22 protein-coding genes and 1 pseudogene are annotated in these 21,477 nt (G+C 60.7%); 12 read left to right on the forward strand and 11 right to left on the reverse strand.

The genetic code is table 11. The annotated features are described in order from the left end of the window. The first annotated feature begins 10 nt into the window (after positions 1–10). From ACVI9W_RS14755 to trpE, 5 genes are all read left to right on the forward strand, one after another. Positions 11–1,258 (forward strand): ABC transporter permease, encoded by a 1,248-nt coding sequence (locus ACVI9W_RS14755; protein ID WP_157190948.1) that lies wholly within the window; start codon positions 11–13, stop codon positions 1,256–1,258. A gap of 11 nt (positions 1,259–1,269) precedes the next feature. Further along, entirely contained in the window at positions 1,270–2,097 is an 828-nt protein-coding gene (locus ACVI9W_RS14760; protein ID WP_461530388.1) for an ABC transporter permease, read from the forward strand. A gap of 186 nt (positions 2,098–2,283) precedes the next feature. Further along, a complete protein-coding gene (gene rpe, locus ACVI9W_RS14765) occupies positions 2,284–2,958 on the forward strand; it encodes a ribulose-phosphate 3-epimerase (protein WP_038606081.1) in 675 nt (224 codons plus the stop codon). After that, complete coding sequence (locus tag ACVI9W_RS14770) at positions 2,955–3,773, forward strand: phosphoglycolate phosphatase (protein ID WP_461530389.1); 819 nt, start codon at positions 2,955–2,957, stop codon at positions 3,771–3,773. Before rpe ends, ACVI9W_RS14770 begins: the two co-directional genes overlap by 4 nt. 69 nt (positions 3,774–3,842) lie before the next feature. Next, positions 3,843–5,324 carry an anthranilate synthase component I gene (gene trpE, locus ACVI9W_RS14775; RefSeq protein WP_461530390.1) on the forward strand — a complete coding sequence of 494 codons (1,482 nt, stop codon included), beginning with the start codon at positions 3,843–3,845 and terminating at the stop codon, positions 5,322–5,324. 45 nt (positions 5,325–5,369) lie between these two features. On the opposite strand, the gene estP is transcribed toward trpE, so the two are convergent. Next, entirely contained in the window at positions 5,370–7,274 is a 1,905-nt protein-coding gene (gene estP / locus ACVI9W_RS14780; protein WP_461530391.1) for an esterase EstP, read from the reverse strand. Between the two features lie 398 nt (positions 7,275–7,672). Between estP and ACVI9W_RS14785 the strand changes: the two genes are divergently transcribed. Genes ACVI9W_RS14785 through ACVI9W_RS14800 form a run of 4 tightly spaced genes read left to right on the forward strand, consistent with a single transcriptional unit; the run spans position 7,673 to position 10,916 of the window. Then, complete coding sequence (locus ACVI9W_RS14785; protein ID WP_038606092.1) at positions 7,673–8,266, forward strand: aminodeoxychorismate/anthranilate synthase component II; 594 nt, start codon at positions 7,673–7,675, stop codon at positions 8,264–8,266. 9 nt (positions 8,267–8,275) lie between these two features. After that, positions 8,276–9,325, forward strand: coding sequence for an anthranilate phosphoribosyltransferase (gene trpD / locus ACVI9W_RS14790; RefSeq protein ID WP_461530392.1), 1,050 nt, complete (start codon positions 8,276–8,278; stop codon positions 9,323–9,325). Then, the gene (trpC, locus tag ACVI9W_RS14795) at positions 9,322–10,158 is read left to right on the forward strand and encodes an indole-3-glycerol phosphate synthase TrpC (protein ID WP_461530393.1); all 837 of its coding nucleotides are present in this window, start codon (positions 9,322–9,324) and stop codon (positions 10,156–10,158) included. Before trpD ends, trpC begins: the two co-directional genes overlap by 4 nt. A 53-nt stretch (positions 10,159–10,211) precedes the next feature. After that, positions 10,212–10,916, forward strand: coding sequence for a lipoate--protein ligase family protein (locus tag ACVI9W_RS14800; protein WP_461530394.1), 705 nt, complete (start codon positions 10,212–10,214; stop codon positions 10,914–10,916). Here ACVI9W_RS14800 and crp read toward each other — a convergent pair. Then, positions 10,913–11,557, reverse strand: a complete 645-nt coding sequence (gene crp / locus ACVI9W_RS14805) for a cAMP-activated global transcriptional regulator CRP (RefSeq protein WP_422415366.1) — start codon at positions 11,555–11,557, stop codon at positions 10,913–10,915. The genes ACVI9W_RS14800 and crp overlap by 4 nt on opposite strands. A gap of 189 nt (positions 11,558–11,746) precedes the next feature. On the opposite strand from crp, the gene ACVI9W_RS14810 reads away from it, so the two are divergent. After that, the gene (locus ACVI9W_RS14810) at positions 11,747–12,169 is read left to right on the forward strand and encodes an OsmC family protein (protein ID WP_038616192.1); all 423 of its coding nucleotides are present in this window, start codon (positions 11,747–11,749) and stop codon (positions 12,167–12,169) included. Between the two features lie 64 nt (positions 12,170–12,233). On the opposite strand, the pseudogene ACVI9W_RS14815 reads toward ACVI9W_RS14810, so the two are convergent. From ACVI9W_RS14815 to hemJ, 7 genes and pseudogenes are all read right to left on the reverse strand, one after another. Further along, positions 12,234–13,274 (reverse strand): annotated as a pseudogene (locus ACVI9W_RS14815) (DUF2157 domain-containing protein). A gap of 8 nt (positions 13,275–13,282) precedes the next feature. After that, the gene (gene coq7, locus ACVI9W_RS14820; protein WP_038606107.1) at positions 13,283–13,930 is read right to left on the reverse strand and encodes a 2-polyprenyl-3-methyl-6-methoxy-1,4-benzoquinone monooxygenase; all 648 of its coding nucleotides are present in this window, start codon (positions 13,928–13,930) and stop codon (positions 13,283–13,285) included. Between the two features lie 65 nt (positions 13,931–13,995). Beyond that, complete coding sequence (locus tag ACVI9W_RS14825; RefSeq protein ID WP_038606110.1) at positions 13,996–14,334, reverse strand: histidine triad nucleotide-binding protein; 339 nt, start codon at positions 14,332–14,334, stop codon at positions 13,996–13,998. Positions 14,335–14,405: 71 nt separating this feature from the next. Beyond that, positions 14,406–15,179 (reverse strand): SDR family NAD(P)-dependent oxidoreductase, encoded by a 774-nt coding sequence (locus tag ACVI9W_RS14830; protein WP_461530395.1) that lies wholly within the window; start codon positions 15,177–15,179, stop codon positions 14,406–14,408. A gap of 75 nt (positions 15,180–15,254) precedes the next feature. Next, positions 15,255–15,716 carry a DUF805 domain-containing protein gene (locus ACVI9W_RS14835; RefSeq protein WP_461530396.1) on the reverse strand — a complete coding sequence of 154 codons (462 nt, stop codon included), beginning with the start codon at positions 15,714–15,716 and terminating at the stop codon, positions 15,255–15,257. A 31-nt stretch (positions 15,717–15,747) separates the two neighbouring features. Next, positions 15,748–16,704: an NAD(P)H-dependent flavin oxidoreductase gene (locus tag ACVI9W_RS14840; RefSeq protein WP_461530397.1), complete on the reverse strand. Its 957-nt coding sequence runs from the start codon at positions 16,702–16,704 to the stop codon at positions 15,748–15,750. Between the two features lie 33 nt (positions 16,705–16,737). Next, a complete protein-coding gene (gene hemJ / locus ACVI9W_RS14845) occupies positions 16,738–17,163 on the reverse strand; it encodes a protoporphyrinogen oxidase HemJ (RefSeq protein ID WP_191831370.1) in 426 nt (141 codons plus the stop codon). A gap of 142 nt (positions 17,164–17,305) precedes the next feature. Between hemJ and argC the strand changes: the two genes are divergently transcribed. Both argC and erpA read left to right on the forward strand, forming a co-directional pair. Then, on the forward strand, positions 17,306–18,340 hold the full coding sequence (gene argC, locus ACVI9W_RS14850) for an N-acetyl-gamma-glutamyl-phosphate reductase (RefSeq protein WP_157190963.1): 1,035 nt from the start codon (positions 17,306–17,308) through the stop codon (positions 18,338–18,340). A 156-nt stretch (positions 18,341–18,496) separates the two neighbouring features. Then, on the forward strand, positions 18,497–18,847 hold the full coding sequence (erpA, locus tag ACVI9W_RS14855; protein WP_028942121.1) for an iron-sulfur cluster insertion protein ErpA: 351 nt from the start codon (positions 18,497–18,499) through the stop codon (positions 18,845–18,847). A gap of 60 nt (positions 18,848–18,907) precedes the next feature. Here the strand turns inward: erpA and ACVI9W_RS14860 are convergent, their stop codons facing one another. Together ACVI9W_RS14860 and ACVI9W_RS14865 are read right to left on the reverse strand one after the other, a co-directional pair. Beyond that, the gene (locus tag ACVI9W_RS14860) at positions 18,908–19,999 is read right to left on the reverse strand and encodes an anhydro-N-acetylmuramic acid kinase (protein ID WP_461530398.1); all 1,092 of its coding nucleotides are present in this window, start codon (positions 19,997–19,999) and stop codon (positions 18,908–18,910) included. 3 nt (positions 20,000–20,002) lie between these two features. Continuing rightward, complete coding sequence (locus ACVI9W_RS14865) at positions 20,003–21,433, reverse strand: peptidoglycan DD-metalloendopeptidase family protein (RefSeq protein WP_461530399.1); 1,431 nt, start codon at positions 21,431–21,433, stop codon at positions 20,003–20,005. Positions 21,434–21,477: the final 44 nt, after the last annotated feature.

Raw genomic sequence — 21,477 nt, forward strand, 5'->3', positions numbered from 1 at the left:
GGAGTTCGCTATGGCCATCGCAGTGCCCCTCAATGAAGGCGCCGGTTCCACCCTTAAGCAGCGTCTGGCGCGTGCCGAGCGGGTCAACCGCTGGAAGGCGCAAGCCCTGATCGCGCCGCTGGCGCTGTTCCTGCTGCTGGTTTTCCTGGTGCCGATTGCCGCGCTGCTCTACAAGAGCGTCGGTAACCCGGAAGTTGTCACAGGTTTGCCGCAGACCGTTGCGGCGGTCACGCAGTGGGACGGTAAGGGCCTGCCGGACGAATCGGTGTACAAGGCACTGAGCGAAGACCTTGGCCAGGCGCGCAAAAATCAGACCCTGGGCGACACCTCCAAACGTCTGAACATGGAGCTGGCCGGCTATCGCAGCCTGCTGGCGAAAACCGCCCGAGCCTTGCCGTTCAAGACCGAGCCGGCTTCTTATAAAGAAGCACTGCAAGAACTGGACGAGCGCTGGGGCGATCCGGCCTACTGGCAGGCCATTCGCCGTAACACCAGTAGCGTCACCCCGTTCTACCTGTTGGCGGCTCTGGATCACCGCATCGATGATCTCGGCGAGCTGGCCAAGGCTACCCCGGACCAGGCCATTTACCTGGACATCTTCACCCGTACCCTGTGGATGGGCTTTGTCATCACCGCCATCTGCCTGGTGCTGGCTTATCCGCTGGCCTATTTGCTGGCCAACCTGCCAACCCGGCAGAGCAACCTGTTGATGATTCTGGTACTGCTGCCGTTCTGGACCTCGATCCTGGTGCGGGTTGCCGCCTGGATTGTGCTGTTGCAATCGGGTGGTTTGATCAACAGCGCACTGATGGCCCTGGGCATCATCGACAAACCGCTGGAGCTGGTATTCAACCGAACCGGTGTGTACATCTCCATGGTCCACATTCTGCTGCCGTTCATGATCCTGCCGATCTACAGCGTGATGAAGGGCATCTCACCCACCTACATGCGTGCGGCGATCTCCCTGGGCTGCCATCCGTTCACCAGTTTCTGGCGGGTGTACTTCCCGCAGACCTACGCAGGTGTAGGCGCGGGCTGTCTGCTGGTGTTCATCCTGGCCATCGGCTACTACATCACCCCGGCGCTGCTCGGCAGCCCGAACGATCAGATGGTCAGCTACTTCGTGGCGTTCTATACCAACACCAGCATCAACTGGGGTATGGCTACTGCATTGGGCGGTCTGCTGCTGCTCGCTACCGTAATTCTGTACCTGATCTATAGCTGGCTGGTCGGCGCCAGCCGCCTGCGTCTGAGCTGAGGAGCGTTGTCATGCTGAGCCCTTACATGTCGCCCGTTGAGCGGGTCTGGTTCTACAGTTTGCGCATCCTCTGCGGGCTGATCCTGTTGTTCCTGGTGTTGCCGGTACTGGTGATCATTCCGTTGTCGTTCAACTCCGGCAGCTTCCTGGTCTATCCGCTGCAAGGCTTTTCGTTGCAGTGGTATCACGACTTCTTTGCCTCGGCCGAGTGGATGCGGGCGTTGAAGAACAGCATCATCGTCGCTCCGGCGGCGACTGCGCTGGCCATGGTGTTCGGCACCCTGGCGTCGATTGGCCTGACCCGCGGTGACTTCCCCGGCAAGCCGCTGATCATGGCCCTGGTGATTTCGCCGATGGTGGTGCCGGTGGTGATCATCGGTGTCGCCAGCTACCTGTTCTTCGCGCCGCTGGGCATGGGTAACAGCTTCATTTCGCTGATTCTGGTGCATGCGGTGCTGGGTGTACCGTTCGTCATCATTACCGTGTCGGCGACCCTGCAGGGCTTCAACCACAACCTGGTGCGGGCGGCAGCCAGCCTTGGCGCCTCGCCGCTGACAGCCTTCCGCCGGGTGACCTTGCCACTGATTGCCCCCGGGGTGATTTCCGGCGCCCTGTTTGCCTTTGCCACCTCGTTCGACGAAGTGGTGGTGACTCTGTTCCTCGCCGGCCCCGAGCAGGCGACCCTGCCACGGCAGATGTTCAGCGGAATCCGCGAGAACCTCAGCCCGACCATCGCTGCGGCGGCGACTTTGCTGATCGCATTCTCGGTGCTGCTGTTGCTGACCCTGGAATGGTTGCGCGGCCGTAGCGAGAAACTGCGGACCCAACAGCCAGCCTGACGGGGATTGCTGTAGGAGCGGATTTATCCGCGATGGGGCGCGCAGCGGCCCTATAGATGGGCCTGCTGCACAGCCCATCGCGGATGAATCCGCTCCTACTCGTCGACCGCTTTGATACCGGTCAGCCCATGGCCATTCGCCTGAGGTACAATGCGCGCCACTGTGATTCTGCCCTACAGGTGCGCCATGCAGCCCTACGCTATTGCCCCCTCGATTCTTTCTGCCGACTTCGCTCGCTTGGGCGAGGAGGTCGACAATGTGCTGGCCGCTGGTGCCGACATCGTTCACTTCGACGTAATGGACAACCACTACGTACCGAACCTGACCATCGGCCCTATGGTCTGTACCGCACTGCGCAAGTACGGCATCACCGCGCCGATCGACGTGCACCTGATGGTCAGCCCGGTCGACCGCATCATCGGCGATTTCATCGAAGCGGGCGCCAGCTACATTACCTTCCATCCGGAAGCCACCCTGCACATTGATCGTTCACTACAGTTGATTCGTGACGGTGGTTGCAAGGCCGGTCTGGTGTTCAACCCGGCAACCCCGCTCGACACCCTCAAGTACGTGATGGACAAGGTCGACATGATCCTGTTGATGAGCGTCAACCCAGGTTTTGGCGGTCAGAAATTCATTCCCGGCACGCTCGACAAGCTGCGCGAAGCCCGTGCGCTGATCGATGCCAGCGGCCGCGATATCCGTCTGGAAATCGACGGTGGGGTGAATGTGAACAACATTCGTGAGATCGCTGCCGCCGGTGCCGATACCTTCGTCGCCGGTTCGGCGATCTTCAATACCCCGAACTACCAGGAGGTCATTGCCAAGATGCATGCCGAACTGGCCCTGGCGCGCCCATGAGTGGCTTCGAGCAGCTGTTCCCCGGCGCACTGCCCAAACTGGTGATGTTTGATCTGGACGGTACCCTGATCGATTCGGTACCGGACCTGGCAGCGGCGGTGGATAACATGCTGCTCGAAATGGGGCGCAAGCCCGCCGGCCTGGAGGCGGTGCGCCACTGGGTCGGTAATGGTGCCCCGGTGCTGGTGCGCCGGGCTCTGGCCGGTGGTCTGGATCATGCCAACGTCGATGAAGACGAGGCAGAAAAAGGCCTGGAGTTGTTCCTGCAGGCCTATGCCGACAACCACCAGCTGACCGTGGTGTACCCCGGCGTGCGCGACACGCTCAAGTGGTTGCACAAACAGGGCGTGGAAATGGCCCTGATCACCAACAAGCCGGAGCGCTTTGTCGCGCCGTTGCTCGACCAGATGAAAATCGGTCGTTATTTTCGCTGGATCATCGGTGGCGACACGCTGCCGCAGAAGAAGCCTGATCCGGCAGCATTGCTGTTCGTCATGAAAATGGCCAACGTCTCGGCTGAAGCCGCCTTGTTCGTTGGCGATTCGCGCAGCGACGTGCTGGCGGCCAAAGCAGCCGGGGTCAAGTGCGTGGGCTTGAGCTATGGCTACAATCACGGACGGCCGATCAGCGAAGAAGAGCCGTGCCTGGTCATCGATGACCTGCGTGCGCTGTTGCCCGGTTGCTTAGATGCGGCCACTGGGATAACGTTGGCTGACGTTCATTCCCCCAAAGATCGAGATTCCATCGTGGCGGTTACCGGCAAACTCTGGATGAAAGTCATCAAGGCCCTGGCCCGTTGGCGTTGGCGCGCCTGACTGTTCGCTGCCGGCCGTTGCCGGCCCGTTTGCCTGTTTGACCCATTTGCTGTTTGCCACGAGGCTATCATGACCCGCGAAGAATTCCTGCGCCTGGCCGCTGCCGGCTATAACCGTATTCCCCTGGCCTGCGAGACGCTGGCCGACTTCGACACGCCGTTGTCGATCTACCTGAAACTGGCCGATCAACCCAACTCCTACCTGCTTGAATCTGTGCAGGGCGGTGAGAAATGGGGGCGTTACTCGATCATTGGTCTGCCGTGCCGCACCGTGCTGCGCGTGCATGACCATCAGGTACGCATCACCCATGACGATGTCGAAATCGAACGTCACGACGTGGAAGACCCGCTGGCTTTCGTCGAGTCCTTCAAAGAGCGCTACAACGTCCCGACCATTGCCGGCCTGCCGCGCTTCAATGGTGGCCTGGTGGGCTACTTCGGTTATGACTGCGTGCGCTATGTCGAGAAGCGTCTGGGCAAATGCCCGAACCCTGATCCGCTGGGCGTGCCGGATATCCTGCTGATGGTGTCCGACGCCGTGGTGGTGTTCGACAATCTGGCGGGCAAGATGCACGCCATCGTGCTGGTCGATCCGGCCCAGGAACAGGCCTACGAAAATGGCCTGGCACGTCTGGAAAGCCTGCTTGAACTACTGCGCCAGCCAATTACCCCGCGTCGCGGCCTGGAGCTGGGTGGCCCGCAAGCTGCCGAGCCGACCTTCCGTTCCAGTTTCACCCAGAGTGACTACGAGCGTGCGGTCGATACCATCAAGGAATACATCCTGGCCGGCGACTGCATGCAGGTAGTGCCGTCGCAGCGTATGTCGATCGACTTCAAGGCAGCGCCTATCGACCTGTACCGGGCGCTGCGTTGCTTCAACCCGACGCCGTACATGTATTTCTTCAACTTCGGTGACTTCCACGTAGTGGGCAGCTCGCCGGAAGTGCTGGTTCGGGTCGAAGACAATCTGGTCACCGTACGCCCGATTGCCGGTACGCGTCCACGTGGCGCCACCGAAGAGGCTGATCGTGCGCTGGAAGAGGATCTGCTGTCGGACGACAAGGAAATCGCCGAGCACCTGATGCTTATCGACCTGGGCCGCAACGACGCCGGCCGGGTGTCGGCAACCGGAACGGTCAAGGTCACCGAGAAGATGGTGATCGAGCGTTACTCCAACGTCATGCACATCGTTTCCAATGTCACCGGTGAACTGAAAGAAGGCCTCAGCGCGATGGATGCGTTGCGCGCCATTCTGCCCGCCGGGACCTTGTCCGGGGCACCGAAGATCCGCGCGATGGAAATCATCGATGAGCTTGAGCCGGTCAAGCGCGGTGTCTACGGTGGCGCGGTCGGCTACTTTGCCTGGAACGGCAACATGGACACCGCCATCGCGATCCGCACAGCGGTCATCAAGGATGGCGAGCTGCATGTCCAGGCTGGTGGCGGTATCGTTGCCGACTCGGTGCCTGCGCTGGAGTGGGAAGAGACCATCAACAAACGCCGGGCGATGTTCCGCGCGGTAGCGCTGGCGGAACAAACGCCGCGCAGCTGAAGTTGAAAAAACGGCGCTCCAGATGAGCGCCGTTTTTTTATGCCGTCAGAAGTCCAGACTCAGGGCCAGGTTGATCCCTTGCTGGGTCAGTTCGTCACTCTTGCGCCAGTTGTATCCGGCGCGCAGTGCCAGTTGCGGTGCCAACTGATGAACCACACCCAGGCTGGCGCGATTCATATTGCTCTGCGGGGTGTAGCCGGTGAGGGTGAAGTCGTTGCCCGGCAGGCTGTTCAGGTGCAGGCTCAGGTCCTGTTGATCATCCTCGAACTCATGCTCATGGGCGATTTCGGTAAACAGCTGGGTGGCCGGTGCAATCCGGTATTTGCCCAGCAGGCCGAGGCCCAGTCGGCGTGATTCACGTTCCTGATCATCAAAACTCAATGCCGTAGCACGGGCGCCTTTCTCCGAGTAACCATCGACTTTCACGCGGGCATAGTCGGCACTGATAAAGGGTGACAGGTGCCAGTCGCTGTCTGCCTGAGCCAGGTCATAGCCCAGGCGCGCGGCAAAGGCCCAGACTTCGCCGTCGGTATCACCTTTTTCGCTGCGCTCGTTGATCCCCAGGGCGAATGTACGCTTCAGGTCACCATAGTCCAGGTGCCCCACGCTCAATGCGGCATCGGCCCACCACTGGTTGCGCTGGAACTGGGCGAATGCGCTGGCCAGATAACTGTCGAGCTTGTACTCGGAGTCGTGGGCACCGGCTTCGAGCTTCTGCTGATCGATACCGACGGCCAGACCGATGCGCCAGGCTTCGTCGAGGCGGTAACTGCCACCCAGGGTCAGGTTGTAACCATGGCCATCGGCGCTGGCCGAACTGCGCTGGCCATCGATATCCAGCTTCTGTCCGCTGGCGGCAACGATGGCTTGCCACTGGCCGACGCCTTGCCAGTCGCTCTGCCATTGGTTGCGCAGTTCGTCCTGATGCGCACGCAGGCTGGCGTGAGCCATTTCCGGCAGTAGCGTCAGTTCCCAGGGGGCGGCAAGCAGTGAGTAACCGTAGTCGGCAATCAGCTTCTGTCCGGCGCTGGTGGGGTGGACTGAGTCGTTGAACAGCAGCTTGTCTGGATCAGGCGTGGCGCTGTTGATTCCGTACAGCGGGTTTTCCAGGCAACCATTGCCGCTGTAACAGGTGCCGACCAGGTTCTGGCCGACGGCAAGGCCGAACTGTTGTGGCGCGTTGACGCTTTCCTGAAGCAGCAGGGGCACGTTCAGCGCAATAATCTGCGCATCGATCTGCCCCAGTTGCCGCACCAGTTCCTGATTGAAGACACTGCTCAACTGCGACAGTGGCCCCTGCTGTGCAGTACCGCTGAATGCTGGCGTCAGGCCCAGGTCGGGCAACAGCCAGACCATGATGTAGCGTGCTCCCCCCTGTTGCAGCGCGTGGGCGCTGGCGGCCAGGCGGTCGGCTGCGGCTACGGCGCCAGCCGGGGAGGTGACCAGCCCTTGAAGGAAGTCGTTACCGCCACCGGTCAGATAGTAGAGCGCGTTCGGGTCGGCTCGCAGGCCCCCGGCAAGATAACCGGGGCGCTCACGCAAAACGGTGCCGGCCCCGGGGTTGCCCGGGGGGATGACGGTCAGTGAGCTACCGGTGATGGACTCGTAGATCTGGTCGGTGCGGTAGCCGCCCACCGCCCAGTTGTTGCCATCGGGGCGACCCAGGGCGGCATTCACCGGGGAGGTGGAGGCACCCAGTTCGCTCGGCGCGATACCCAGTTGTGCCCCTAGCAGCATGGGCGATACCGCAGCGTACTGGCCATTTGCATCGCGGTTGGTGAAGCGCAGACCGCTGCCGCTTGGGTCGCTGGGGTCCGGGAATTGCCCGGCATCACTGAGGCTGTCACCAAAAACGACCAGTGTCGAATAGGGTGACGGCGCGGCAAATGCCTGGCTGCTGGCCAGCAGTAACGTGCCGAGTAATGAGCGGAAAAATGGAGGTTTTTGCATCGAAGAGGTCCCTTTTCATTGTTTTTATAGAATCCGCCCGAGCGACCTTAGCAAATCAGGGGGTATTGTTTACCCAGCCATTCGTTTCCCCATGCTTCCAGCCATATTGCGTGCGCCGCTGCGGTAAGCTACTGTGCGGGAACGTATGAACGAGACCTACCCCGTGTTGATCGTCAGCAAACTCTTGATGCGCGTTATCAAGGCCCACGCCCGTTGGCGTTGGCGCGCCTGACTTTATCTCCTGCCGGTTTTTCCGGCCCAGTATCGCTTTGCCTTTTTCACACCGCTGTCACTGTCACTGCATTCGGAAATTACCGTCGCACACAGAGCGGGCCGCGTATGTCACTCGCGCGCAAGGCATGTCATTAAAGTCAGTAGATGCAAGAGGTTGAACCCAGATGTTACTGATGATCGACAATTACGACTCCTTCACCTACAACGTCGTGCAGTACCTCGGCGAGCTGGGTGCAGAGGTCAAAGTCATTCGCAACGACGAACTGACCATCGCCCAGATCGAAGCCCTGAACCCCGAACGCATCGTGGTTTCCCCCGGTCCGTGCACTCCGACCGAGGCCGGTGTTTCCATCGAGGCGATTCTGCACTTTGCCGGCAAGCTGCCGATTCTCGGCGTCTGCCTGGGCCACCAGTCCATTGGCCAGGCCTTTGGCGGCGATGTTGTGCGGGCCCGCCAGGTCATGCATGGCAAGACCAGCCCGGTTATCCACAAGGACCTGGGCGTATTTAACGGCCTGAACAACCCGCTGACCGTGACCCGCTACCACTCGCTGGTGGTCAAGCGTGAAACCCTGCCCGAGTGCCTGGAAGTAACAGCCTGGACTGCCCTTGAAGACGGTTCGGTGGACGAGATCATGGGCCTGCGGCACAAGACCCTGAATATAGAAGGGGTGCAGTTCCACCCCGAGTCGATCCTCACCGAGCAGGGCCACGAGCTGTTCGCCAACTTCCTCAAACAGACCGGCGGCCGCCGCTAAGGATCGATTATGGATATCAAGAGCGCGCTCAGCCGCATCGTCGGCCACCTGGACCTGAGCACTGAAGAAATGCGCGATGTGATGCGCGAGATCATGACCGGCCAGTGCAGTGAAGCGCAGATCGGTGCCTTCATGATGGGCATGCGCATGAAGAGCGAAAGCATCGACGAAATCGTCGGCGCGGTCTCGGTGATGCGCGAGCTGGCCGACAAGGTCGAACTCAATACCCTGGATCAAGTGGTCGATGTGGTCGGCACCGGTGGAGATGGCGCAAACATCTTCAACGTCTCCACCGCTTCGGCTTTCGTTGTAGCCGCTGCCGGTTGCACTGTGGCCAAGCATGGTAACCGTGCCGTTTCGGGCAAAAGCGGCAGCGCCGACCTGCTCGAAGCTGCCGGCATCTATCTGAACCTGACGCCCGTGCAGGTTGCCCGTTGCATCGACAGCGTCGGCATCGGCTTCATGTTTGCCCAGACTCACCACAAGGCGATGAAATATGCCGCAGGCCCACGTCGTGACCTGGGCCTGCGCACCTTGTTCAACATGCTTGGCCCGCTTACGAATCCGGCCGGTGTGAAGCACCAGGTGGTCGGTGTGTTCACCCAGGCTCTGTGCCGACCGTTGGCCGAAGTGCTGCAGCGGCTGGGCAGCAAGCATGTGCTGGTGGTGCACTCCAAGGATGGTCTGGACGAATTCAGCCTGGCTGCACCGACTTTCGTTGCCGAGCTCAAGAATGACCAGATCACCGAGTACTGGGTCGAGCCCGAAGACCTCGGCATGAAGAGCCAGAGCCTGCATGGCCTGGCTGTCGAGAGCCCGGAAAAGTCCCTGGAATTGATCCGCGATGCCTTAGGAAGGCGTAAGACCGAGAATGGCCAGAAGGCTGCGGAGATGATCGTACTCAATGCCGGTGCCGCGCTGTATGCCGCTGACCACGCAATGAGCCTCAAGCAAGGTGTCGAGCTTGCCCACGACGCACTGCACACCGGCCTTGCCCGGGAAAAACTCGAAGAGCTGGGCGCTTTCACCGCCGTATTCAAGCTGGAGAATGAAGGATGAGTGTACCGACGGTTCTGGAAAACATTCTCGCGCGCAAGGTTCAGGAAGTTGCCGAGCGCAGCGCCCGGGTCAGCCTCGCCGAGCTTGAGCGCCTGGCTGCCGCCGCCGATGCACCACGCGGTTTTGCCAAGGCGCTGATCGAACAGGCCAAGCGTAAACAGCCTGCAGTCATCGCCGAGATCAAGAAGGCTTCGCCGAGCAAGGGCGTGATCCGCGAAAATTTCGTGCCGGCCGAAATCGCCGTCAGCTACGAAAAAGGTGGTGCGACCTGTTTGTCGGTACTCACGGACGTCGACTATTTCCAGGGGGCCGATGTCTACCTGCAGCAAGCCCGTGCGGCGTGCAAGCTGCCGGTGATCCGCAAGGACTTCATGATCGATCCGTACCAGATCGTCGAAGCCCGTGCCCTGGGCGCTGACTGTGTGCTGTTGATCGTCTCGGCGCTGGACGATGTGAAGATGGCCGAGCTGGCTGCCACCGCGAAAAGCGTCGGTCTCGATGTGCTGGTTGAGGTACACGACGGCGATGAGCTGGAGCGCGCGCTGAAAACCCTCGACACCCCGCTGGTCGGCGTCAACAACCGCAACCTGCATACCTTCGAGGTCAGCCTGGAAACCACCCTCGACCTGTTGCCGCGGATTCCTCGCGACCGTCTGGCGATTACCGAGAGCGGTATTCTCAATCGCGCGGATGTCGAGCTGATGGAAATCAACGAGGTCTACTCGTTCCTGGTTGGTGAAGCTTTCATGCGTGCCGAGCATCCGGGCCTGGAACTGCAACGTTTGTTCTTCCCTGAGCGCGTTGTGCAGCATCCGGTGCAAGGTCTGGACTGATTCGACTCTGAAGCCGGCATTGCCGGCTTTTTTGTATCTACAAGGTTATTGCGATGACTGATCAATTAGTGGATGTGACTGTCGAGGCTGGGCTGCATGCCGAGCAGGATCTACTGGCAGCAGTGTGCAAGGGCGAAAAGGACTATGGCCTGTTGTTCTGGCGCCCGACCGATCATGCCTTGGTCATGCCGCGGCGCATGAGTCGTCTTGAAGGCTTCGAGGCGGCCTGCTCCGAACTGGCGGTTGCCGGATGGCCGGTGTTGTTGCGCGAAACAGGTGGCGAGCCGGTGCCGCAATCGCCCGCGGTGATCAATATCGCGCTGATCTATGTGGCCCCTCGCAGTGAAGGCGACCACGGCCGAATCGAAAATGCCTACGAACGTCTGTGCCTGCCTTTGTGCGATGTATTGCGTGAATGGGGCGGGCTGGCCTCGGTAGGCGAAATCGAAGGGGCGTTCTGCGACGGGCGTTACAACGTCAATCTCAATGGCCGCAAACTGGTAGGTACGGCCCAGCGCTGGCGCCAGGGGCTGGGCGGCAAGCGTCCAGTGGTGCTGGTGCACGGCGCATTGCTGTTGGATAACGAGCGCGAGTCGATGGTGGCTGCGGTCAACCGCTTCAACGAATGCTGCGAACTGGAGCAGCGCTGCCTGGCCGACAGCCATATCGCCCTGCGCGAGGTGGTGCCCGAGGCGCCTTTGCTCGAGCGCCTCGGCCAGGCTTACGCTGAAGTGATCGAGGGCATCGCCCGCGACTAGCGGGTGCCGAAGACCACCATGGTTTTGCCCTTGACGTGTACCAGGCTGCGTTCCTCAAGATCCTTGAGGACGCGGCCGACCATCTCCCGTGAACAACCGACGATACGGCCGATCTCCTGACGGGTGATCTTGATCTGCATGCCGTCGGGGTGGGTCATCGCATCGGGTTGTTTGCACAGTTCCAGCAAACAGCGGGCAACGCGTCCGGTGACATCGAAAAACGCCAGGTCACCGACTTTGCGCGTGGTGTTGCGCAGGCGCTGGGCGATCTGGCTGCCCAAGGCATAGAGAATGTCGGGGTCCTGACGAGCCAGTTCGCGGAATTTCTCATAGCTGATTTCCGCTACTTCACATTCGCTCTTTGCCCGTACCCAGGCGCTGCGCTGCTGTTCCTGGCCGACAGGTTCGAACAGGCCCAGTTCGCCAAAGAAATCGCCGCTGTTGAGGTAGGCAATGATCATCTCATGGCCATCGTCATCCTCGATCAGGATCGTCACTGAGCCTTTGACGATAAATGACAGGCTATCGGCTTTATCACCGGCGCAGATGATATTGCTCTTGGCCGCAAAGCGCCGCCGCTGGCAATGGGCGAGTAGCTTGTCGATGTTCTTGATCTTGGCTGGAAGGGCTGAGGCAACCATGGCTGAATCCCGGTAAGAGGCAACGCTTGTACACTTTTATAGGTAGTCTGACGACGCGCGCCAGTGATTTGGCGTCAGCTTATCAGACACTTGTTGTTATATCGGCAGATATACTCGCACGCTTGAGCTTTTCCGCCGACGCTTCTGGGTCTAAGCTGGCAGCCTTTTTAAAGCAAGGGAGTCCGGATGATGAAGGCGCGTATCCAGTGGGCAGGTGAAGCCATGTTTCTCGGCGAATCGGGCAGTGGCCATGTCGTGGTCATGGACGGCCCACCCGAGGCCGGCGGGCGTAACCTGGGTGTACGGCCGATGGAAATGCTCTTGCTGGGCCTGGGTGGCTGCAGCAACTTCGATGTGGTCAGCATCCTGAAAAAATCCCGTCAGGCGGTGGAAAGCTGCGAAGCCTTCCTTGAAGCCGAACGCGCCAGCGAAGATCCCAAGGTGTTTACCAAGATCCACCTGAATTTCGTGGTCAAAGGCCGCGGGCTCAAGGACGCTCAAGTGAAGCGCGCCGTAGAGCTGTCGGCAGAAAAATATTGCTCGGCGTCGATCATGCTGGGTCGTGCCGGTGTTGAAATTACCCATAGCTACGAGATCGTCGAACTCGGCTGATTTATGTCATCGCGGGGCAAGCCCGCTCCTACAGTAGGAGCGGGCTTGCCCCGCGATCGATTAGTCAACGGCGCAGCCCAGGCAGCAGTTGCTCCAGGCCCTTGGGCAGTTGCGCGCGCAAGCGGCGACTCAGATCTTCACGATGCTTCTGATAAAGCAGCCCCAGCGCAATAACGCCCAGGCCGATCAGGCTCAGTATTAGCGGAAACAGCAGAGAATCTTCAAAGACTTCGTACGACAGGTAGCCCAGGTATGCTGCCACGCCCATGGCGCCAAAGACCATGAACATCGGTCTGCGAAGCAATACCGCCAAGCCCATCAGGCCGAGGTTGATCAGGCAGTAAAAGGCTTTGCCCAGCTGGCTGTCGCTTTCCATCAGGCTCAATCCCAGCCAGAAGGCCAGAAGACCGGCAAGGTATCCCCAGAAGGCAAAGTCCTGGCGGGTGCGGCCATCGATTACCAGGAATATAGCCAGCACTACCAGGCCGAACCACAACGACACGGCAAGGCGCTGTTCCCAGTTGAAGGTATGACCGTAGAACCATTCGCTCAGGTCCATGGACATGAACCACAGGGCCAAGGCGATCGGCATGACGATAAAAGGGAAGGGGATCACCCGCAGCATCAGCAAGCCGGCGACAACCGTTGCCGCCTCCATCAGCAACCAGCCACCTTGCACATAGGTGTAGTAGTTGTGGTAGCCGGTCTGGGTGTCGTCAAGCGGCCAGAAACCGGTGAGCCGCTCCACTGCGAACACCGCCAGAGGCACAATACTGACTGCAACTGCGCCGAGCACACCGGCGGGGATGATCTGCCCGCGGCGTTGCATGAACAACCCGCCCAGGGTCAAAACGGCAATGTAGGCCACGGCGATCAGCAGCAAAGCACTGTCGCCGATACGCATCCAGGCCTCGTTGAGCAGTCAGCCCATGGCGGCCATGATCAGCAGTGCGCCGAGGTAGAACGCCACATGAGCCAGCTGGAAGCTAGCCTGCGTGCTCGGTTGCTGCTTGAGAAACTCAAGCAGGGCCTGGTCCTGGCCGGGGTTCAGAACGCCTGCGCTCACCGCGCGGGCCAGGTCCTTGGCATCGAAGCGTTCTGCCATGGCATGTCCTAGATACGGTAGGTGCTTTTGGTCATGACCTTGGCCATCAGGCTCATGCCAAAACGCACGGGGGCAGGGAAGCGGAAGCCGCCAGCCTCCAGGGCTGATTCGGCGTGCTGTTCTTCGTCGACGCGCATTTGTTCAAGGATAGCCCGGGATTTTTCATCTTCGCTCGGAATCTGCTCCAGGTGCTCGTCCAGGTGCTTGCACACCTGATGCTCGGTGGCGGCAACAAAACCCAGGCTGACCTTGTCGCTGACCAGTCCGGCCAGTGCGCCGATGCCAAACGACATACCGTAGAACAGTGGGTTGAGTACGCTCGGATGGCTACCGAGCTGACGGATACGCTGTTCGCACCAGGCCAGGTGATCAATCTCTTCTTCGGCCGCGTGCTCCATGGCCTTGCGCACTTGTGGCAGCTTGGCGGTCAGGGCCTGACCCTGATACAGCGCCTGCGCGCAGACTTCACCGGTATGGTTGATACGCATGAGGCCGGCCACGTGGCGGGTCTGGGTATCGTCCAGGGTGACATCCGGCTGGATGATGGCCGGTGACGGGCGGGATGGTTGGCCGCTGAAGGGCAGCAAGGTGCGCATGGCGGTATCGGCCTGCAGCAACAAGCGGTCGAGCGGCGAATAGTGACGTTCGGTAGCCATCGGGCACCTCCGCAAGAATGTGCCCGACAGTTTACCGCAATCGAGATGATCGGGCTTGCCCTGGATCAGCCCGGCGGCCAGTGCATCTGACGCTGCCCCAGTACGTGCATATGAATGTGGTAGACCGTCTGGCCGCCCAGTTCATTGCAGTTCATGACTACGCGGAAACCGTCTTCACAGCCCAGTTCCTTGGCCAGCCGCTGGGCAGTGAACAGGATGTGTCCAGCCAGGCCCTTGTCGTCTTCGGTCAGATCATTGAGTGTGCGGATAGGCTTTTTCGGGATGACCAGAAAATGCACCGGCGCCTGTGGGGCGATATCGTGGAAGGCCAGAACCTGGTCGTCCTCGTAGATGATCTTGGCCGGGATTTCCCGGTTGATGATCTTGGTGAACAGAGTTTCCACTACGGTTGCTCCATGTGAGGGATCGGGCCTGAGTGTACTCAGGCTGGGTATCGACGCCCAGCCCCGCGCGTTCAGCGTGGGCAATAGGCTTGATTGATGGCGCCCGCCAGCTTGCGGGTCATCCAGCGCGACAGCAGGCGTGGGCTGAATGCCAGCCAGCGGTTGCGCCGACCGGGAATGATCAGCGCACGGTTCTTGTCCAGGGCGCGGACGGTGTACAGGGCGACTTCCTCGGGGCTCAGGCAGCGCTGGCCCGTTTCCAGGCGCGGGATGCGTCGCAACGGCGAGCGGACCGGGCCTGGACACAGCACCGATACCTTGATGCCGGTGCGCTTGAGTTCTTCACGCAAACCTTCGGAGAAGTGCAACACATACGCCTTGCTCGCCGCATAGCTGCTCATCCATGGCCCTGGAGCAAAGGCTGCGAGGGACGCGACATTGAGGATCTGTCCGCCACCCTGGACGGCCATGGCATTGCCCAGGGCATGGCAAAGTCGGGTCAGGGCGAGAATGTTCACTTCGATCAGGTCCTGCTCGTCGCCCCATTCCTGGGCCAGGAACGGCCCGTAGGAGCGAATGCCGGCGCAGTTGACCAGCAGGTCGATGTGGCGCTCGCTTTCTTCGAGTTCCAGCAGGAAACCGGACAGTCGCAGTGGTTCGCCCAGATCACAGGCGCGAAACAGCACTTCGACGCCAAAACGCTGGGTCAGCTCGATGGCGATGCTTTCCAGTGGGTCACGCTGGCGGGCTACCAGAATCAGATTGCGTCCCCGGCGTGCCAGTGCTTCGGCCAGTGCCAGGCCCAGGCCGCTGGAGGCACCGGTGATCATGGCGTAACGGGTCATGCAGTTCTCCAGTCTGGAAGGGAGGCCAAAGCGCCCAGTTTACAGGTACGGCGTCGGGCGTGCTGCTGGCAGGCGCTAGAATCCGCCCTTGGTGGCAGCGATGCCGATAAAACCCAGGATCAGTACTGGCCACAGGCAAGCCAGGCCCCGTTCTACCGAACTGTCGGGCGCTGGCACCGGGCCGAAGCGGTTGCTCGCTTGATTGCCCGGCAGCAGCACCAGTACCAGGATAAAGAAGTCCCCCACCCAAGGCATCAATGCCAGCCAGCAAAACCAGCCGCTCCAGTTCAGGTCGTGCAGGCGCTGGACAATCAGCAACATGCTGAGGATGCGGGCGATGAGCAAACCGGCAATCACCAGAAAACCGACCAGATCTGACGACACCGCGCTGGCCACCCAGGCCAGGACGACCAGGCCACTGATCGTTGCCACCGCCAGCGCGAAGCTCCAGGCCAGCAGGCGAACCCGGCCGATCCGCCCCTTGGTGCTCATGAACTGCGGTTTGGTTGAGGTGGTGGCGATCAAGCTGTTGTTCATGCGGGCTTCCTTTGCCGTGGTGCATCGTGGCTCAGCCCGGCCAGTGACGGCTCAGGGCTGTGGCCGAGGCCTGTGCCTGGCGGTACTCGGCATCCAGGCTGGCGATCAGTTGTTCGACAGCGCACAGTTTGTCGATGGCGCCGACGCCTTGCCCTGCCGACCATACGGTCTTCCAGGCCTTGGCCTCATCACTAATGGGTTTGAGTTTGGTTTCGGTGTGACTGCGCAGGGCGGCCATGTCGAAACCGGCGTTTTCCAGGCTCTGGCGCATGAAGCTGGCAGGCACCCCGGAAACCGCAGCGGTGTGGATGATATCGGCTGCCTTGGCCGCTAGCATCATTTCTTTGTAGGGGCCTGGGGCCTGGCTTTCGTGAGTGGCGATAAAGCGGGTGCCCAGGTACGCCAGGTCTGCGTCGAGTAGCTGCGCGGCGAGAATTTCATGGCCGCGGTTGATGCAGCCGGCCAGCAGTAACGTCTTGTCGAAGAACTGGCGGATCTCGGCAATCAGCGCGAACGGGCTCCAGGTACCGGCGTGGCCACCGGCACCGGCGGCGACAGCAATCAGTCCATCGACCCCGGCTTCAGCCGCTTTCTCGGCGTGGCGCCGGGTCGTCACGTCATGAAACACCAGGCCGCCATAGCTGTGCACGGCATCGACCAGTTCCTTCACGGCACCGAGACTGGTGATGACAATCGGTACCTTGTGTTCGACGCACAGTGCCAGGTCTGCCTGCAGGCGCGGATTACTCTGGTGCACGATCAGGTTGACCGCGTAAGGCGCAGGTTTGTCCAGGGCGGCCAGACCTGCCTCGATTTCCTCGAGCCAGGCCTTGAAGCCGCTACTGTCACGCTGGTTCAGCGCCGGGAAACTGCCGACGATCCCGTTGGCGCAACAGGCCAGCACCAGTTGCGGGTTGGAGATCAGAAACATGGGTGCCGCAACCACCGGCAGACGCAAGCTTTGTTCGAGCAGGGCAGGCAATGACATGGCAGGTATCCCGAGGCTGAGTAAGGGTTTAGGTTAGAACGGTTTGACCACCACCAGAATTACCACGGCCAGCAGGATCAGCACCGGTACTTCATTGAACCAGCGGTAGAACACGTGGCTTCGGGTGTTTTCGCCGCGGGCGAAGCGCTTGAGCTGGGCGCCGCACATGTGGTGATAACCGATCAGCAGGATCACCAGCGTGAGCTTGGCGTGCATCCAGCCCTGGCTGAGAAAGCCCGGGGTCAGGCTCATCAACCAGATACCGAAGACCAGCGTGGCGATCATCGACGGCAGCATGATGCCGCGATACAGCTTACGCTCCATGGTCACGAAGCGTTCCTGGCTGGTGCTGTCCTGGCTTTGCGCGTGATAGACAAACAGGCGGGGCAGGTAGAACAGCCCGGCAAACCAGCAGACCACGCTGACGATATGCAGCGCTTTGATCCAGAGAAAAAGCATGGAGTTGAGTTCCTTCAGGGTTCACGGTCGTCAGATAGTAGAGGCTAGGCGCCTGGCGGGCCATCTCAACAGTTGTGGGCGTGTTTCAGGCCCCCTATTATCGTGGGCTTTCCTGTAGGTTCGTTGATAAGGGGCACGCGTTATGGTCAAGGTCGGTATCGTTGGCGGCACGGGTTACACCGGGGTCGAGTTGCTGCGTCTGTTGGCACAGCATCCACAGGCTGAGGTGGCGGTAATCACTTCGCGTTCCGAAGCCGGCCTGGCGGTTGCCGATATGTACCCGAACCTGCGTGGCCATTACGACGGCCTGGCGTTCAGCGTGCCGGACGTGAAAACCCTGGCGGCCTGTGATGTGGTGTTCTTCGCCACCCCTCACGGTGTTGCCCATGCCCTGGCGGGCGAACTGTTGGCGGCAGGCACCAAGGTCATCGACCTGTCTGCTGACTTCCGTCTGCAGGATGCCGATGAGTGGGCCAAATGGTATGGCCAGCCCCATGGCGCACCGGAACTGCTCAAAGATGCGGTCTATGGCCTGCCAGAAGTCAACCGCGAGCAGATTCGCCAGGCGCGCTTGATTGCCGTACCGGGTTGCTACCCTACCGCTACACAACTGGGTTTCCTGCCATTGCTGGAAGCCGGTATCGCTGACGCCTCGCGCTTGATCGCCGACTGCAAATCGGGCGTGAGTGGTGCTGGTCGTGGCGCGGCGGTGGGTTCGCTGTTCTGTGAGGCCGGTGAAAGCATGAAAGCCTACGCGGTCAAAGGTCACCGCCACCTGCCAGAGATTACCCAGGGCCTGCGCCGGGCGGCAGGGAGCGATGTCGGCCTGACCTTCGTTCCGCACCTGACGCCGATGATCCGTGGCATTCATTCCACCCTGTACGCAACGGTTGCCGACACCTCGGTCGACCTGCAGGCGCTGTTCGAAAAGCGTTATGCCGATGAACCGTTCGTCGATGTGATGCCCGCCGGCAGCCACCCGGAAACCCGCAGCGTGCGCGGTGCCAACGTCTGCCGTATTGCCGTGCACCGGCCGCAGGGTGGTGATCTGGTTGTCGTGCTGTCCGTCATCGACAACCTGGTCAAAGGTGCGTCGGGCCAGGCCGTACAGAACCTCAACATCCTCTTCGGGCTGGATGAGCGCATGGGGCTGTCGCATGCTGGCTTGCTGCCATAAGTAGTGTTGCTGATAGCGGGCCCGCCTTGTGCGGGCCTTGTTGTTTCTGCTCGGCACCCAGACGAAAGCCGCACAATTCTTGACCGATTTTCTCGGAGAAGCGGATAATGCGCGTCATCACGCATTATGGCGGCATAGCGCCGGGAGATAGTCAGCATGAGCGTCGAATCCTTCACCCCTGTGGCATTGCAGTTCACTGAGGGTGCAGCGCACAAGGTGAAGACCCTGGTCGATGAAGAAGGCAATGATCGCCTGAAGTTGCGAGTGTTCGTGACCGGGGGCGGTTGCTCGGGTTTTCAATATGGTTTTACTTTTGATGAAGATGTCGCTGAAGACGACACCATCGTCGAGCGTGAAGGGGTGGCCCTGGTGGTCGATCCGATGAGCTTCCAGTACCTGGCAGGAGCCGAAGTGGATTACCAGGAAGGCCTGGAAGGCTCGCGTTTTGTCATCAAGAACCCGAACGCCAGCACCACCTGTGGTTGCGGTTCGTCGTTCTCGATTTGATCGCTGGGTTGCTTGCACCGCAAACGCCGCGCTAATGCGCGGCGTTTTGCTGTGTGCGGTTCAGGCGGGGTAAATCGCGCCAAGCACCCGCAGGCCGCGGGCGCCAGTGACGCTTGGACGATTGCCCGGAATGCCTTGCAGGCAGCAGTGGGCGAGCCAGGCAAAGGCCATGGCTTCGACCCAGTCCGGGTCAATGCCGTGGGCTGCAGTGCTACTGACACGGGCGCGAGGGAGCAGGGCGGCCAGACGGTTCATCAGTGTGCCATTGTGGGCGCCACCCCCACAGACCAGCAATGCCTGGGTGTCTTCCTGGGCTGTCTGCAGGGAGCTGACAATGCTGTGGGCTGTGAGCTCAAGCAGCGTGGCCTGGACGTCGGCAGCGGCAATCGCCGGCTGTGTGGCCAGGTGGTGCATGAGCCAGGGCAGGTTGAATACTTCGCGCCCTGTACTCTTCGGGCCGGTACCGGCGAAGAACGGGTCGCTGAGCAGGCTGGCAAGCAGCCCAGCATGCACCTGGCCACTGGCTGCCCAGGTGCCATCGCCATCGTAGCTGCGGCCCTGCTTCTCATGAATCCAGGCATCAAGCAGCACGTTGCCCGGGCCGCAGTCGAAACCACTGACTGGCTTGTCCTGTTCGATCAGGCTGAGGTTGCTGAAACCGCCAACGTTGAGCACGGCCAGGCGCTGTCCCTGATGCTCGAATAGTGCCTCATGAAAGGCCGGAACCAGCGGTGCACCCTGGCCACCTGCGGCCACATCACGGCGCCGAAAATCACCCACTACGCAGATACCGCTGAGCTCGGCGAGCAAGGCAGGATTGCCAATCTGTACGGTGAAGCCGCGTGCCGGCTCATGGCGGATGGTCTGGCCATGGCTGCCAATGGCGCGAATATCTGCCGGCTTGAGGTTCTGGGCGGCCAGCAGGTGTTCGATACCCTGAGCTGCGAGCGTTACCCACTGTGCTTCTGCCAGCGCGGCGCGAGCGATTTCATCCGCGCCGCTGGCGCACAGGTCCAGCAGGTCCTGGCGCAGGCTGGTGGGCATGGGGATGTAGTGGGTAGCGAGCAGGCGGGTGCTCTGCTCCTGTGCGATCAAGGCGATGTCCAGGCCGTCGAGGCTGGTTCCGGACATCACCCCCAGATAAAGAGCCATTGCTTAGCGCTTGTTGGAGGCGAGCATGGTGGCTTTTTCCTGGTTCATGCGAGCCACCAGTGGTTGGCTCTGCTGCAGGAAGCGTTGACGCTCGGCCTTGGCGATCGGATCGGCCATTGGCAGCTTTTGCCCCAGCGGATCGACGTGGACGCCGTTGACCTGGAACTCATAGTGCAGGTGCGGTCCGGTGGACAGACCGGTGGTGCCGATATAGCCGATGACCTGGCCCTGCTTGACGGTGCCGCCGGTTTTCACGCCCTTGGCGAAGCCCTGCATATGGCCGTAGAGGGTCTGGTAGCGATTACCATGCTGGATGATTACGGTGTTGCCGTATCCGCCGCGACGTCCGGCAAGCAATACCTTGCCGTCACCGGCAGCCTTGATCGGGGTGCCACGTGGTGCGGCGTAATCAACACCCTTGTGGGCGCGGATCTTGTTGAGGATCGGGTGCTTGCGACCGGCCGAGAAGCGCGAGCTGATGCGGGCGAAATCAACCGGGGTACGGATGAAGGCCTTGCGCATGCTGTTGCCGTCAGCGGTGTAGTAGTTGGTATTGCCCTGCTTGTTGGTGTAGCGAACGGCGGTGAAGGTCTTGCCGCGGTTGGTGAAGCGGGCAGAAATGATGTTGCCGTTGCCAACCACCTTTCCGTCCATGACCTTCTGCTCGTAGATCACGTCAAACTCGTCGCCCTGGCGGATATCCTGGGCGAAGTCGATGTCGTAGCCGAAGATTCGTGCCAGGTCCATGGTCATGCTGTGAGGCAGGCCGGCGCGCTGACCGGATGCCGACAGCGAGCTCTTGATTACGCCGTGGGCATAAGCCGAGCGCATAACCGGTTTGCTGACTTCGCGATTGAAGGCGTAACCGTTTGCGCCTTTGGTCAGGCGAATGGTTTCCAGGTTGCTGACCTTGCTGTGCAGGCTGGCCAACTGGCCGTCCTTGTCCAGTTCGATCTGCAGTACTTGGCCGTTTTTAAGCTGGCTGAACTGCTTCGCCTGTTTGTTACTGCTCAGTACTTCTTGCACAGCGCTGGCCGGCAGGCCGACCTTGGCGAACAGGGTCGACAGGGTGTCGCCACGGCTCACGGTCACTTCGCGATGGCTAGGGTCCTTGGCTGGAGCGGCTGGTGCTGGCGCTGGCGCAGCAGCCGGCTCGACCTTGGCGGTCTCCTCGGTGGGTGCAGGGCTGTTGTCGATCTGGGCAAACGGTGAGGCGGTGGACGCCTCTGCGTTCTGTGCCAGTGGTGCGTCCGGTTCTTGCTTGAGCTGCTCGGCAGGGCTCTCCAGCTCGAGGTTCAAGGTGGTTTTCTTGGCTTCTACCTCGCTGGAGGGAAACACCAGCAAGGCCAGACTGAGCAAGGCGGCGATGCCGCTGGCGGCCAACAGATGGCTCTTCGGATAAAGCGGGGGCGCTTTAGGCGGTTCGTTGGTCATAGATGAATTGACTTTGAAATAGATGAATTGGAAAAGATGAATGA

Source organism: Pseudomonas sp. 210_17 TE3656 (assembly GCF_054821965.1).